The sequence below is a fragment of the Streptomyces sp. NPDC050528 genome, from assembly GCF_044457795.1.
Taxonomy (GTDB): domain Bacteria; phylum Actinomycetota; class Actinomycetes; order Streptomycetales; family Streptomycetaceae; genus Streptomyces.
On the sequence record NZ_JBITHH010000010.1, the window covers coordinates 327,866 to 341,360 of the forward strand.

Annotated in this window: 13 protein-coding genes; 4 read left to right on the plus strand and 9 right to left on the minus strand. The window is 69.7% G+C overall.

The window, feature by feature from the left end; translation table 11 throughout:
• The first annotated feature begins 25 nt into the window (after positions 1-25).
• Genes ACIBK4_RS32885 through ACIBK4_RS32895 form a run of 3 tightly spaced genes read left to right on the plus strand, consistent with a single transcriptional unit; the run spans position 26 to position 2,572 of the window.
• Positions 26-1,501, plus strand: coding sequence for an FGGY-family carbohydrate kinase (locus tag ACIBK4_RS32885; protein WP_399000615.1), 1,476 nt, complete (start codon positions 26-28; stop codon positions 1,499-1,501).
• Positions 1,498-2,103 (plus strand): histidine phosphatase family protein, encoded by a 606-nt coding sequence (locus ACIBK4_RS32890; RefSeq protein ID WP_399000617.1) that lies wholly within the window; start codon positions 1,498-1,500, stop codon positions 2,101-2,103. The genes ACIBK4_RS32885 and ACIBK4_RS32890 overlap by 4 nt, the downstream gene beginning before the upstream one ends.
• A 25-nt stretch (positions 2,104-2,128) precedes the next feature.
• The gene (locus ACIBK4_RS32895) at positions 2,129-2,572 is read left to right on the plus strand and encodes a hypothetical protein (RefSeq protein WP_399000619.1); all 444 of its coding nucleotides are present in this window, start codon (positions 2,129-2,131) and stop codon (positions 2,570-2,572) included.
• Positions 2,573-2,719: 147 nt separating this feature from the next.
• On the opposite strand, the gene ACIBK4_RS32900 is transcribed toward ACIBK4_RS32895, so the two are convergent.
• The 7 genes from ACIBK4_RS32900 to ACIBK4_RS32930 all read right to left on the minus strand — a co-directional run bounded on the left by ACIBK4_RS32900 (position 2,720) and on the right by ACIBK4_RS32930 (position 10,238).
• The gene (locus ACIBK4_RS32900; RefSeq protein WP_399000621.1) at positions 2,720-3,355 is read right to left on the minus strand and encodes a superoxide dismutase; all 636 of its coding nucleotides are present in this window, start codon (positions 3,353-3,355) and stop codon (positions 2,720-2,722) included.
• A 77-nt stretch (positions 3,356-3,432) separates the two neighbouring features.
• Positions 3,433-4,323 carry a TauD/TfdA dioxygenase family protein gene (locus ACIBK4_RS32905; protein WP_399000623.1) on the minus strand — a complete coding sequence of 297 codons (891 nt, stop codon included), beginning with the start codon at positions 4,321-4,323 and terminating at the stop codon, positions 3,433-3,435.
• Between the two features lie 13 nt (positions 4,324-4,336).
• A complete protein-coding gene (locus ACIBK4_RS32910; RefSeq protein ID WP_399000625.1) occupies positions 4,337-5,692 on the minus strand; it encodes an LLM class flavin-dependent oxidoreductase in 1,356 nt (451 codons plus the stop codon).
• Positions 5,693-6,143: 451 nt separating this feature from the next.
• Positions 6,144-6,887 carry an ABC transporter ATP-binding protein gene (locus ACIBK4_RS32915; protein ID WP_399000627.1) on the minus strand — a complete coding sequence of 248 codons (744 nt, stop codon included), beginning with the start codon at positions 6,885-6,887 and terminating at the stop codon, positions 6,144-6,146.
• Positions 6,863-7,708 carry an ABC transporter permease gene (locus tag ACIBK4_RS32920; protein WP_399000629.1) on the minus strand — a complete coding sequence of 282 codons (846 nt, stop codon included), beginning with the start codon at positions 7,706-7,708 and terminating at the stop codon, positions 6,863-6,865. The genes ACIBK4_RS32915 and ACIBK4_RS32920 overlap by 25 nt, the downstream gene beginning before the upstream one ends.
• Positions 7,709-7,713: 5 nt before the next feature.
• Positions 7,714-8,784 carry an ABC transporter substrate-binding protein gene (locus tag ACIBK4_RS32925; protein WP_399000631.1) on the minus strand — a complete coding sequence of 357 codons (1,071 nt, stop codon included), beginning with the start codon at positions 8,782-8,784 and terminating at the stop codon, positions 7,714-7,716.
• A 242-nt stretch (positions 8,785-9,026) separates the two neighbouring features.
• Complete coding sequence (locus tag ACIBK4_RS32930) at positions 9,027-10,238, minus strand: ROK family protein (RefSeq protein WP_399000634.1); 1,212 nt, start codon at positions 10,236-10,238, stop codon at positions 9,027-9,029.
• A gap of 416 nt (positions 10,239-10,654) precedes the next feature.
• Here ACIBK4_RS32930 and ACIBK4_RS32935 point away from each other — a divergent pair, with 416 nt between their 5' ends.
• A complete protein-coding gene (locus ACIBK4_RS32935; protein ID WP_366437202.1) occupies positions 10,655-11,236 on the plus strand; it encodes a biotin transporter BioY in 582 nt (193 codons plus the stop codon).
• Here ACIBK4_RS32935 and ACIBK4_RS32940 read toward each other — a convergent pair.
• Entirely contained in the window at positions 11,220-12,548 is a 1,329-nt protein-coding gene (locus ACIBK4_RS32940; protein WP_399000636.1) for an FAD-binding oxidoreductase, read from the minus strand. The genes ACIBK4_RS32935 and ACIBK4_RS32940 overlap by 17 nt on opposite strands.
• A 145-nt stretch (positions 12,549-12,693) precedes the next feature.
• Positions 12,694-13,428 carry an LPXTG cell wall anchor domain-containing protein gene (locus tag ACIBK4_RS32945; protein WP_399000638.1) on the minus strand — a complete coding sequence of 245 codons (735 nt, stop codon included), beginning with the start codon at positions 13,426-13,428 and terminating at the stop codon, positions 12,694-12,696.
• Positions 13,429-13,495 lie beyond the last annotated feature (67 nt).

Below are 13,495 nucleotides of genomic sequence, written 5' to 3' on the forward strand. Positions count from 1 at the left end.
TGCGTAACCCCTGAGGGAGGTCCGGATGATGTTCGAGGGCGAAGCGGAAGCGTGGCTGGGGATCGACCTGGGCACGCAGAGCGTCCGCGCCCTGCTGGTCACGGCCGACGGCACGGCCCTGGGCAGCGGCACCGCTCCGCTGACGGGCCGACGGGACGGGGTACGGCATGAACAGGACCCGGGGGAGTGGTGGAAGGCGGTGTGCACGGCGTCCCGGGCTGCCATGTCGCAGGGGCCCGCACGGGTACGGCTGGGCGGCCTCGCGGTGTGCGGCACCTCCGGGACGGTCCTGCTGACGGACGCCCAAGGCCGCCCGCTCACACCGGCGTTGATGTACGACGACGGGCGCGCGGTGGAGGAAGCGGCGCGGGTGGGCATGCAGACGAGCTGGGCCCTGCCGAAGGCGCTGTGGCTGCTGGACGCGTACGGCCCCGGCCGAGTGACCCATCAACCCGACGTGATCACAGGGCAGTTGGCGAGTGGCGGCGGCGGTCCGGTTCCGATGCCGACCGACTCCAGCCATGCCCTCAAGACGGGCTACGACGCGGAGCACGAGGTCTGGCCGCCCCAACTGGCTTACTTGGGCGCGGAGTTGCCGGAGGTGGTCCGTCCGGGCACTCGCCTGGGCGAGGTCTGCGGCGCCGCCGCCGAAGCGACCGGCATCCCGGCCGGCACCCCGGTCATCGCGGGGATGACGGACGGCTGCGCGGCCCAGATCGCGTCGGGGGCGTTGCGCTCCGGCGCGTGGAACTCGGTGCTGGGTACGACGCTGGTCCTGAAGGGAGCGTCCGCTCGGCCCGTCCGGGACGACGCCGGGGTGGTCTACAACCACCGTGCGCCGGACGGCAGTTGGCTGCCCGGCGGAGCGTCGAGCGTGGGCGCGGGCGCGCTGCCGACGGGGGTGGACCCGGCGCAGATGGACGACCGTGCGGCGGCGTACGAACCGTCGGGCGCGCTGACGTACCCCTTGGCCTCACCCGGCGAACGCTTCCCCTTCCTGGCCCCCGACGCCACCGCCTTCACACTCGGCACTCCGGTGTCGGAGGCGGACAGCTGGGCGGCGGTACTGCAGGGCGTGGCGTTCACGGAGCGCCTGTGCCTGGACTACCTGCACTACTTGGGCGCCCCGATAGACGGCCCCCTCACCTTCACGGGCGGCGCGGCCCGCAGCGCGTACTGGAACCAGCTCCGCGCCGACATCCTGGGCCGCCCGGCCCGAGTACCGGAGCAGATCGAACCGGCCCTGGGGATGGCGGTGTTGGCGGCATACGCGGCACAGGGAACGGGGGCCGAGGCGGGGACGGGCGCCAGGACCCTGCCGGAGGTCGCCGACCGGATGGTCCGCATCCGCACCCTCCTCGAACCCCGCGCGTCCCACACGGCCCGCTTCACCGAACCGTACGCTCGCCTGGTGGACGAACTGGAGACCCGAGGCTGGCTGCCGACCCCGCTCGCGACCCACACCCGCACCCGTCTGAACCAGGACACGATCGACTCATGACCACGACCCTCCTCCTCGCCCGCCACGGCCAGACCGTCTGGCACGCCGAGAACCGCTACGCCGGCATCAGCGACGTAGCCCTCACCGACGACGGCAGGGCCCAGGCGGACGCCCTCGGCCACTGGGCGGCGACCCACCCGGTGGACGCGATCTGGACGTCCCCCCTGTCCCGAGCCGTCCTCACGGCAGCCCCGGCCGCCCGCGCCCTGAACCTCACCCCCCACACCGAACCGGCCCTGCGCGAATGCGACTTCGGGGTGGTGGAGGGGCGAACGCTGGCGGAGTTCGAGGCAGAGAACCCGGAAGCGGCGGAGGCTTTCCGCACCGACCCGGTGGCGAACCCCTTCCCGGAGTCCGAGGACCCGACGGCAGCGGCAACACGGGGCACGGCCGCCCTGCACCGCATCGCGGCCGCCCACCCCGACCAACGCGTCCTGATCGTGGCCCACAACACCCTCCTCCGACTGGTGCTGTGCCGGTTGCTGGGGATTCCGCTGGGCGAATACCGGCGGGTGTTTCCGCAGTTGCGCAATGCGGCGGTGTCCGAGATTCGGATGGCGCCGGGTGGGGCCGCGTTCCTCTCGCTTAACGTGCCTGTGTAATCGACAGCCGAAAAGGGTGGGGACGATGGGGCAGGAGAAGCAGGCGGCACGGCGTTCCGCGGGGACGCTGACCGGGGTGGATGTGCTGCTGCGCTGGACGTGGATCCGACGGCGTACGCCCGCCCAGGACATCGAGGACTTCGAGAACGGGCAGGCGCTGCTTGTCGCGGGGTTCACGAAGACCATCGGCGGGGCAGCCGTGTCCTCGGTCGGCAAGGGCAAGCAGATCGCGCGCCTCAGATCGGGACAACTGCGCCTGGCCTTGGGGGAAGAGCCGGTCTGGAGCGACCGGCGGGGAGACCGGACCGCGAGCCTGAGACCGCCCTTCTCCCTCAAGCCCACCGATGTGAAGCTGCCGCTGGGCCCGAAGTTCGAGTGCTACGAACTCGTCACTGCCGACGGTACGTTCGACCTGGCGCTCCCCAAGAAGGACCGGGAACTCGTGAGGCACGCCTTCGAGGCGAAGTGAGGTGAGGAGGGCCCCCGCGAGTCACGTCCTCGCGGGGCCCTCCTCTTCAGCCGCCTGCCCGAGTGAAGGTTGAGAAGACGATCACGAGGCAGGACGTTTCCTGCGCGGTTTCCTACGCGGTTCCTACGCGGTTTCCTGCGCGGTTTCCTATGCGGTCAGGATCGTCTGGCGGGACTTCGCCGCCTCGTAACGCCGGGCCACGTCCTGCCAGTTGACGACCGCCCACATCGCGGCGATGAAGTCGACCTTCTGGTTCTTGTACTGGAGGTAGAAGGCGTGCTCCCAGGCGTCGAAGACGAGGAGCGGGGTCGAGCCCTGCCCGACGTTGCCCTGGTGGTCGTAGACCTGCTCGACGATCAGGTGGCCGCTCAACGGCTCGTGGGCGAGGACGCCCCAGCCCGAACCCTGTGTCGTCGCGGCGGCCTTGGTGAGCTGGGCCTTGAAGCCGGCGAAGGAGCCGAAGGACTCGGTGATGGCGTCGGCGAGGCCGCCGACGCCATCGGCCGCGAGGGGTTCACCGCCGCCGTCACCGGTCATGTTCTGCCAGTAGATGCTGTGCAGGATGTGCCCGGAGAGATGGAACGCCAGGCTCTTCTCCAGGCCGTTGACCGACCCCCACTGCTCCTTGTCCCGCGCCTCCGCCAGCTGCTCCAGCGTGTCGTTCGCGCCCTTCACATACGCCGCGTGGTGCTTGTCGTGGTGCAGCTCGATGATCTCGGGGCTGATCACGGGGGCGAGCGCGGAGTAGTCGTAGGGCAGGTCGGGCAGCGTGTAGACGGGCATGGCGGATCGATCCCCTCCGGACCTCTTATTGCACATAACTTGCAACTACAACCTAGCAGCGAAAAGGCTCGGTGTGGTCACTCCGCCACCGACGTGTAGTGCGACGCGTCCCCCTCGATCGAGTAGCTCTCCTTGCCCTCGATGCCGACCGGGATGTCGCCGGCGACGGTGACGCGGTTGAGGCGGCGGGGCTGGTCGTCGTAGTTGTCGATGGCGTAGTGCTGGGTGATGCGGTTGTCGAAGAGGACGAGCTGGTTGGGGGACCAGCGCCAGCGCAGGATGTTCTCCGGGCGGGTGACGTACGCCTGGAGGAGGTCCAGGATCTTGCGGGACTCGGTCGTGGAGAGTCCGACGATGCGCTGCGCGAACCCGCCGATGAACAGGCCGCGTTCGCCGGTCAGCGGGTGGACGCGGACGACCGGGTGGACCGTGCGGAACTTGATCGACGTGAACTGGGCGCGCTGGGCCGCCCGTTCGGCGTCGATGGACTCTTCCGGTACGGCGTAGTCGTAGTCGTTGGTGTGCTCTGCCCAGAGGGTGTCCGCCAGGACGCGCAGCGGTTCCGGCAGGTCGCGGTAGGCCGCCGCCGAACTGGCGATCAGGGTCTCGCCGCCGTACGGCGGGACCGTGATGCTGCGCAGGGTGCTGGCCTGGGGCGGGTTGAGGACGAACGTCACGTCCGTGTGCCAGTGGTTGGCGCGGCCGCGCTCGCTGTCGACGGGCAGCACGTTCGGGGCGCCGTCGACCGCGGGCACGGTGGGGTGCGCGGTGGTGAGGTCGCCGAAGTGACGGGCGAAGGCCTCCTGGCCCTCGTCGTCCAGGTGCACGTCGTCGAAGACCAGCGCCTTGTGGATGTTGAGGGCCTCGCGGAGTGCTGCTGTCTGCTCTCCGTCGAGAGGCTTGTTGATGTCCACGCCCGACACGCGGGCGCCGATGTTCGCGGTGACCTTCTGGATCTCGATGGACATGGGTGAAGTCCTTTCAGACGAGGGCGGGTTGGGTGGGCTGGGTGGTGGGTCGGGTGTACTGGTTGGCGGGGCGGGGGAGGCCGTAGCGCTCCCGGAGGGTGGTGCGGGGGCCGTACTCCGTGCGGAGCAGGCCGCGGGTGCGGAGCAGAGGGACGACGTGGTCGACGAAGGCGTCGAGGCCGGACGGCAGGACCGCGGGCATGATGTTGAAACCGTCGGCCGCGCCCTGCGTGAACCACGTCTCGATCGCGTCGGCGACCTGCTCCGGCGTACCGGCGAAGGTGAGATGCCCGCGTCCTCCGCCGAGCCGGCCGATGAGTTGTCGTACGGTCAGCCGGTCGCGGCGGGCGAGTTCGACGACGAGGGTGTAGCGGCTCTTCGCGCCTTCGATGGCGTCCTCGGGCGGGAGGCCGGCGGGGAGCGGGGCATCCAACTCCAGCGTTTTGGGAGGCAGTTGGAGGAGTTGCTCCAGGCGGTCCACGCCGTGTGTGTACACGATGTGGTCCTCCAGGAGCCGTTCGTTCGCGTGCGCCTCGGCCTCCGTCGAGCCGAGCACCGGGACGATGCCGGGCAGCACCTTGATGTGCTCCGGGTTCCGACCGGCCGCCTCCGTACGGGACTTGAGGTCCTTGTAGAAGGCCTGCGCGTCGGCGAGTGTCTGCTGCGCGGTGAACACCGCCTCCGCGTACCGCGCCGCGAACGCCTTGCCGTCCTCGCTCGACCCCGCCTGCACGAGGAGGGGGTAACCCTGAGGCGAGCGGGGGACGTTGAGGGCGCCCGCGACGCTGAAGTACGTCCCCTGATGGTGGGGCGGGTGGATCTTCGTGTCGTCGCCCCACACCCCGGCCGCCTTGTCGGCGACGATCGCGTCGTCCTCCCAGCTGTCCCAGAGCTTCAACGCCACATCGAGGAACTCGGCGGCCCGCGCGTACCGTTCGGCGTGCGCGGGCTCGTGCTCCAGCCCGAAGTTCCGTGCGGCCTCGGCACCAGCGGTCGTGACGATGTTCCAACCCGCCCTGCCGCCACTGATGATGTCGAGCGAGGCGAACTTCCGGGCCAGGTTGTAGGGGGAGTTGTAGGACGTGGACGCGGTCGCGATGAGGCCTATGTGCTCCGTGGCCGTCGCCAGTGCGGTGAGGAGGGTGAGCGGTTCCAGTGCTCCGGCGGGGCGTTGGGCGAGGTTGCTCCACAACTGCGGCCCGTCGGCCAGGAAGAGGGAGTCGAAGGTGCCGCGCTCCGCGATCCGGGCGAGGTGGGTGTAGTGCTCCAGCTCGACGTGGGCGTAGGGGTTGCTCTCCGGGAGGCGCCAGGAGGCTTCGTGGTGGCCGGTGTTCATCAGGAAGGCGTTCAGGTGGAGTTGGCGGGGCATGCCAGGTCCTTCAGGTGAGAGTTCAGGGTGGATGAATCAGCCCGCTCGGAGACTCGGGCGGCTTCTCGACGCGGGGTCGCACTGTCCGGACGGCTCGGGCGGCCTCTCGACGCGGGGCCGCACTATCCGCACGGCTCGGGTGGCTTCTCAACGCAGGGCCGCATACATCGGCCCCTCGGGCGAGCGCTTTACGCTGGGCCACATCAATCGGCCCCTCGGGTGGCCTCTTAACGCAGGGCCGCATGAGTCAGCCCGTTGGGCGACCTTCCAACGCAGGCCGGCATTTTTCAGCCCGTCCGGCGTTTGAGGACGAGGCCCCTTCAGGGCCGATGGGGGTCTGGGGGCGCAGCCCCCAGGAGACGGCACCAGCAGCGAAGGGTCACCAGGCAGCGAACGGTCACCAAACAGCGAACGGTCACCAAACAGCCGGCGCTCACCTCGCGGCCGGCACTCACCGGGAATCCGACGTCACACCGAGCGCCGCCAACAACCGCTCCCGATACTCCGCCCGCGACACCGCAGGATCGATCGCCAAGTCCAGCCCGATCCGCCCCCGTTCAAGGACCAACACCCGATCCGCGAGGACAATCGCCTCATCCACGTCATGGGTCACCAGCAACACCGACGGCCGATGCCGCTCCCACAACTCCCGCAACAACACGTGCATCCGGATCCGCGTCAGCGCATCCAGCGCCCCGAACGGCTCATCCGCCAGCAGAAGTTCAGGCTCACGAACAAGCGACCGAGCCAACGCGGCCCGCTGCGCCTCACCCCCGGACAACTCGTTCGGCCAGGCCCGCTCACGCCCGGCAAGCCCCACCTCCGCAAGGGCCTCACGCCCCTTCGCGACGGCTTCCTTGCCCTCGGTCCCGAGCAGCACGTTGTCGAGCACCCGCCGCCACGGCAGCAACCGGGAGTCCTGAAAAACCACCGACACCCGCTCAGGCGCGGTGAGTTGGCCACTCCCGACAACCTCGTGGTCTAGCCCCGCGATGGCCCGCAGCAACGTGCTCTTGCCGGAACCGCTGTGTCCGAGCAGCGCGGTGAACTGCCCGGCAGGCAGATCCAGATCGACGTGGTCGAGAACCGTACGCCCGTCGAACGACCGCGTAAGCCCCCGGAGTTGAACGGCAGGGACCGCAGGAACCGTAGGGACGACCCCGGTACCGGTCAGCTGCTGAGTGTGCGGCGCCATGACAGCACCCTCCGTTCGATCAGACGGACCGCGCTGTCGGAGACCAGGCCGAACACGCCGTAGATCAGCAGGCCGACGAGGATGACGTCCGACTGGCCGTAGTTCTGGGCCTGGAACATCATGTAACCGAGGCCGCTGGTGGCATTGATCTGCTCCAGGACGACCAGGCTCAGCCAGGAACCGGTCACCCCGAGACGGAGCCCCACGAAGAAGCCGGGCAGGGCGCCGGGGATGACGATCTGGCGGACGAACTGGAGCCTCGACAGGCCCTGGACCTCGGCGAGTTCGACGTAACGGTGGTCGATGCCGGACAGCGCGGCGTGCAGGTTGAGGTAGATCGGGATGTAGACGACGATCGCGATGATGGCGATCTTGAAGGTCTCGCCGATGCCCAGCCAGAGGATGAACAGCGGGATGAGGCCCAGGGTCGGGATCGCCCGGTTGAGCTGCACGGTCCCGTCGATCAGCGCCTCGCCGATCCGGCTCAACCCGGCGGCCAGCGCGAGGACCACACCGGCGGTGAGACCGAGCGCGAAGCCGTAGCCGGCGCGTTCCAGCGAGGTCAGCATGTCCGTGGGGAGCGTGCCGGACGTCCACAGCCGGCCGGCGGTCCGCAACACCGTCCAGGGCGCCGGGATCGCGGCCGGGTCCAACTGCCCGGCGGCGGAGGCGACGGCCCAGAGGACGAGGAAGAGAAGGGGGCCGACGACCCGGGAGGCGGGCAGCCGTTTGCCAGGAGAGAGACCGCGGCGCCGCTTCCGCCGTACGGGCGCCGGATCCTCAACCGCGGTCACCGGCACGGTGGTTGTGGTGGTCGTCATGGCCGTCACTTCCGGTACTCCGCGGCCACGGCCCTCGCCGCGATCCCCTCGAACCGCCGGTCGAAGAGCGAGTCCACCTTGAACTCCTTCACGAAGCCGCCCTCCGCGAGCAGATCGGCGGTCTCCTGCTCCCACTTCACGGCCTCGTCCCAACTCGGCGGGAACAACGGCTTGTTGGCGAGCGCGGTCACCGACTGGGCCTGCGCGAGCGTCAGGTTCTGCGTCTTGACGTAGAACTCCTCGTTCCAGGTGTCCGGGTGCTCGTACTGCCAGACCTGCCCCTGCGCCCACTGCGGGATGTACGCGGCGATCGCGGCCGCCTTCGCCGAGTCGGCCAGCACGGCCGACGGCGCCCACAACAGATTGAGCAGGTCTACGACATCGGTCGTGATCGCGCGGGCGCCCTTCGCCTCGTACTGCTTGAGGTACGCCGGTGCCTGGCTGTTGGCGAGCGGGGCGATGTCGACCTGGCCCGACTGGAGTGCGGTGAAGAACTGGTTGCTGGTCAGCGGGACCAGTTTCACCTCGTCGTACTTCAGCCCGGCTTCCTTCAACGCCCTTAGTAGTACGACTCCTTGGGCCTGGCCCTGCGAGAACGCCAGCTTCTTGCCCTTGAAGTCCGCGACCGTGCGGATGTCGCTGCCCGGCTTGGTGGCGAAGAGGTAGTTCGGCTTGCGGGTGACATTGATCGCGACGATCTTCGCGTCGTAGCCCTGGTAGTGCGCCTGGATCGGCGGGATGCCCGCGTTGTTGGCGAGGTCCAGGGACTTGGCGCGGAAGGCGTTGATGACATCAGGACCGGCGCCGATGTTCACCCAACTCGACACCGTGAAAGGCAACTTGGGCAACTTCGCCAGCTTGAACTGGAGTTGCTGGGTGTTCAGATACGAGGAGATCTTCAAGCTCGTGCCGGGCGGCACCTTCTCGGCGAGCGGGGCGGACAGTCCGGCCCCCGACTTGGCGGCCGCGGCGCTGCTCGTGGCGCAGCCGCTGAGGCCGGCGATGCCTGCCGCGGCACCGAGCACGGAGGTGAGGAAGAGCCGCCGGTCGAGGCCGGGCGCACGGGAATGAGGCATGGGAGGACTCCCTGATTCAACGGATGAAAAGTCTGGGGAATGCAGGCAGAATTCCGGGCAGCGGAAAGCTCGGCGAGGGAATTCAGGCAGGATGAGACCGGCGCCCGGGGCGCGTCAACGGGTCAGCAACAAGAAGTGCGACAACTCATCTGCAGGCTCATGACCAGGATGTTCCCGGTCAAGAGCGCCCCCTGTCAACATTCCGAGTTTCTGAATTAAATACGCCCCGGTGAAACGCTCGGTCACACACTGGGGCACACGCTCAACGGATCCCGATACAGCACATCCAGCATCACCGAACCGCCCGCCACCGCCAGCACGGAATCCGGAAAACTCGTCGGCACGACGGCCGACGCCCGTGCGTCCCCGACCTCCTCGCGCAGCGCGCGCAGGCAGTCCTCCCGCCGTATGACCCCCAGCTCGGTGACGACCACCGTCTCGGGGTTGAGGATGTCGAGCAGCAGCCCGGCCGCCCGCCCCACCATCCGGGCCCGCTGCGTCAACAGCCGTACGGCGACGTGGTTTCCGCGCTCGGCCGCCGCCACGACGTGGGTCGGGTTGACCCCGTCGACGATTCCCGCCTCCCGGGCCCGCCTGCACAACGTCCGTTCGCTCAGCTCGACTTGGAGGCAGCCGACGCGTCCGCAGTCGCACGGTTCCGTGCCGCCGCGCAACGGCAGATGGGCGATCGCCCCGGCCTGGGAGCGCGGCCCGTGGTGCACCTCGTCGTTGGTCGCGAACGCCGCGTCGACCACATTGCCGACGAAGAGATGCAGCACGCTACGGCTGCCGCGCGCCCGCCCGAAGAGGCGCTCCCCGTTCACCAACGCCCGTGCGTGGCCGTCCACATGGACCGGCAAACCGGTGCGGGCGCCGAGCAGTTCGCGCACCGGCACATCCCGCCAGCCCAGCAGCGGATGGTCGACGATCGTCCCGGAGTCGCGGTCCACCCAGCCACCGGCGGCGACCCCGACACCGAGCGGGGTGGTCCCGGCCGCCTCCGCGAGCAACGCGTGCAGCCCCTCGGCGGCCCGCGCGAGCACCAGAGAAGGGTCGATGCTGTCGTGGCCGATCCGCCGCTCGGCCACCACCCGCCCGCGCAGATCGAGCAGCGCGACCGTCGTATAGGGCACGGCCACATGGACCCCGCCCACTACGAACCGGGACGCGTCCAGGTCGACGGGCACATGGGGCCGGCCCACACCCTTCGAGCGTTGGGGTGCGGCGGACTCCCGTATGAGCCCGAGTTCGGTGAAACGGGCGCAGTAGTCGGTGACCGACGCCGGGGACAGCCCCGTCAGCCGCGCGATGGTGCTGCGGGCCACCGGGCCGTGCTCCAGCACCGAGCGCAGGACGACACTCGCGTTGGTGCGTCGCCGGTCGCTGTCGGCGGCGCGGGGCACGGGGGAGTGGGGGGAACGGGAGGCGAGAAGTGCTGCCGCGGTACGGGGCATGGGGATCTTCCTCGGGAACGGGTCCGACAGTGCGCCGTCTCGGATGGGAGGCGCACCGGATCCGCTCCGCCCGCCTCAGGGGCGGTAACAGGTCGCCGCGGCCTGGCGTCGCAGGTCGACATAGCGACGCGACGCGAAGTTCCGGGCCTGGGCAACCATGCGGTCGAAGCTAGCAAAACGGTCTACGGCTGCCCAGACCGTGACCGGTGTGCGAGACGGCACGGGTCCCGGTGTGCGAGACGGCACGACGTCCGCGTGACCGGCATCACGCCGGGGCGCGTGTAGCGGGCATCCTTTGTCCGGAGCCCACCAAGTCCGCGACGAACCCTTTGTCGAACGCTGACGGTGAACGGCCCGAGGGCCCTGGGATAGCGTCACAAAGTCCCCCTGTACCCCCGTCAACCTGCGGAGTCCCCTTGAGTACCGCCGTCGCCACCACCCGCCCGGGCCAGGTCCTCGCCGACCTGCTGCCCGCCTCCCGCGTCCGGGACATCGCCCTCGTGCTCGGCGGCGCCGCGCTCACCGGCCTCGCCGCCCAGCTCGCCGTGCCCGTGCCGGGCTCCTCGGTCCCGGTCACCGGCCAGACCTTCGCCGCGCTCCTCGTCGGCACGTCCCTCGGCGCCGGCCGCGGCTTCCTCTCCCTCGCCCTGTACGCCCTGCTCGGCCTCGCCGGCGTGCCGTGGTTCGCCGGCGGCACCTCGGGCGGCGGCGCCTCCTTCGGCTACATCGTCGGCATGCTGCTGGCCTCCGCCGCCGTCGGCGCCCTGGCTCGCCGCGGCGCCGACCGCTCGGTCCTGCGCATGGCCGGCACGATGCTGCTCGGCGAGGCGATCATCTACGCGATCGGCGTCCCGTACCTCGCGCTGAGCCTCGACCTCTCGACGAGCGCCGCGCTCGCCGCCGGCCTCACCCCGTTCCTCATCGGCGACGCCCTGAAGGCGGCCCTCGCGATGGGCGCGGCCCCGACGGCCTGGAAGTTCGTCAACAAGCAGCGCTAGGACCGTAGTTGCGACGGAAGAGGTTCGCCGTGTCGTACGAAGACTTGACCTCGGCGAGCCTCTTCCGCGTCTCCGCGTCGTACAGCCCCTCGGTCCGATCACCCGCCCCGAACGCGAAGTTGACCGCCCGCCCGAGCGTCCGCGGCGCGAGCAACGCGAAGGCCGGATCGAGTTGCGCCCGGGCGGCCTCCCGCTCCCCGACGGCCAACATCCGTACCAGGAACCGCCCTTCGCGATACGGCACCGAGTTCGGCGCGGGCCGCGCCAGCGCCCCGCCGAGATGATTGACCTGGACGACACACATCCCGGCCGCGTCCGGCCCGGCGAGCGCCAGCACCTCGCCCACCCGCGCCACATCCAGCTCACCCACCACCGCACTGTCCCCGTAGTACGCGTGCGGGGCGGGCGGGTCACTGTGGATCGTGTGGCTTTCGGCGTACGGCATATCGCGCAACGAGTCGGAGAGCACCGGCCCGAACTCCCTGAGCGGCGCGACGAGTTGGGCACCTTCGTCGCCGCTGCCCGTATAGGCGACCCGCACGGAGAGCACGTACCGCCCGCGCAGGTGCGGCGGCAAGGCCGGGATGTCCGGGTACGGTACGGAGGCGAAGGACGAGGTCAGCTCGTCCGGCACGGTCCGCGTCCACTCCTCGTACGCCCGCAGGAGCGCCGTGGGATCGACCTCCCGCCCGTCGAAGGCGAGCGAACCGCCGTAGAGCCTCCGCACGGGGACAAGGTCGATCTCCAACTCCGTGACGACACCGAAGGCGTGACCGGCGCCGAGCAGCGCCCAGTACAGCTCGGGCTCCGACTCCCTTGTCACCCGGCGGAGTCGGCCATCGGCGGTGACGACGTCGAGCGAGCGGACGTGGTCGGCCGCGTACCCGAACTCCCTTGCCAGGATGCCGAGTCCACCGCTCAGCGTGTACGACACGGCACCCACGCTCGGCGCGGACCCGTTGAGGGGCGCCAGTCCGTACGGTTCCGCCGCCGCGACGACCTGCCCCCAGCGCACGCCCGCCTGGACGCGAACGGTACGCGCCCCGGGATCGACCCGTACCCCGTCCATCCGCCTCGTCGTGATCAGCACCCCGCCCTCGGAGCTCCCCGGCAGCCCGTGCCCGGTCGCCTGCACGCCGACCGGCAGATCCGCGTCGGCCGCGTACCGTACGGCGGCGATCACGTCGTCGGCCGAGCGCGCGGCGTGGATCACGACGGGGCGCTGGGTGAACCCGGTCTGGAAACCGGCGAGTTCGTCCTCGTAACCGGGGTCGGTGGGGTGGAGGGTGAGTGGCTGGGTGTGGTGGTTCATGGGGGTCATGCTGGCCGCATAACGTGACACGTACCGTCAGGCTTTTCGGCGCGTTTCGCACGGGCGCGAGTCCGCACAGCCGCGAGTTCGCACAGGCGCAAGACGGAGGGCCGGGTGCTCCCGCTACCCGGCCCTCCCTCTTGCCCTAGCTGTCCAACGGCCGGTGCCCCGGCCGCCGTTGGGACCAGTACACGCCCGCCGCGCCCATCGCGATCAGGGCCGCGCCGGCCGCGCCCAGGGGCAGGAGGTCATCGCCGACCCCCGTCTTGGGCAGCGTGTCGCCGCCCGGTGCCACCGGTTTGTTGTCGGTGCCGAGCAGCAACGGGGTGGCCGGGGCGTTCGGCGACGGGTTCGTCGTACCGAACGGGACCGGGCCCTGCTGCCAGAAGGTCTTCTTGCCGTCGGCGGACATCACCGGCAGACAGATCTTCCCGGCCTTGCTCAGGTCGTACGTCGCGTCGACGGCGTACGACTTCGACTTGCCCGCGGCGAGCGTGCCGACGGCGCACTTGAATCCGCTGTTCGAACCGGGCGGCAGATCTTTTGCGCCGATCGCCGAACAACCCTGCACGCTATTGACCTTGAGGCCGTCGAAACCGACGACCAGGAGATTGATTTCGCCGCTCTCCTTGGTCCCCTCATTCCTCACGGTGGCGGTGATCGCCGTCTTTTTCGAACTGTTGTCGACCGAGATCTTCTCCGGCAGGAGCGTGGTCAGTTTCACTCCGGCCGGAGCCGCGTCCATCGCCTTTCCGCCTTTGCTGCTCCCCGGTCCCTGGTCGTCCGCCGAGGCGGTGAAGGAAAGGACCATCACCGCCGAGAAAGCTGCGGTGAGCAGCGATCCCGCGATGGTCCTGACCTCAGCGCGATGAGAACTCATGTTCGTCCCCCTTGTGTTCCCCTGTTTCCCCCTGCGACTGTGCCTGAATTCGCAGTACTTGAAGAGG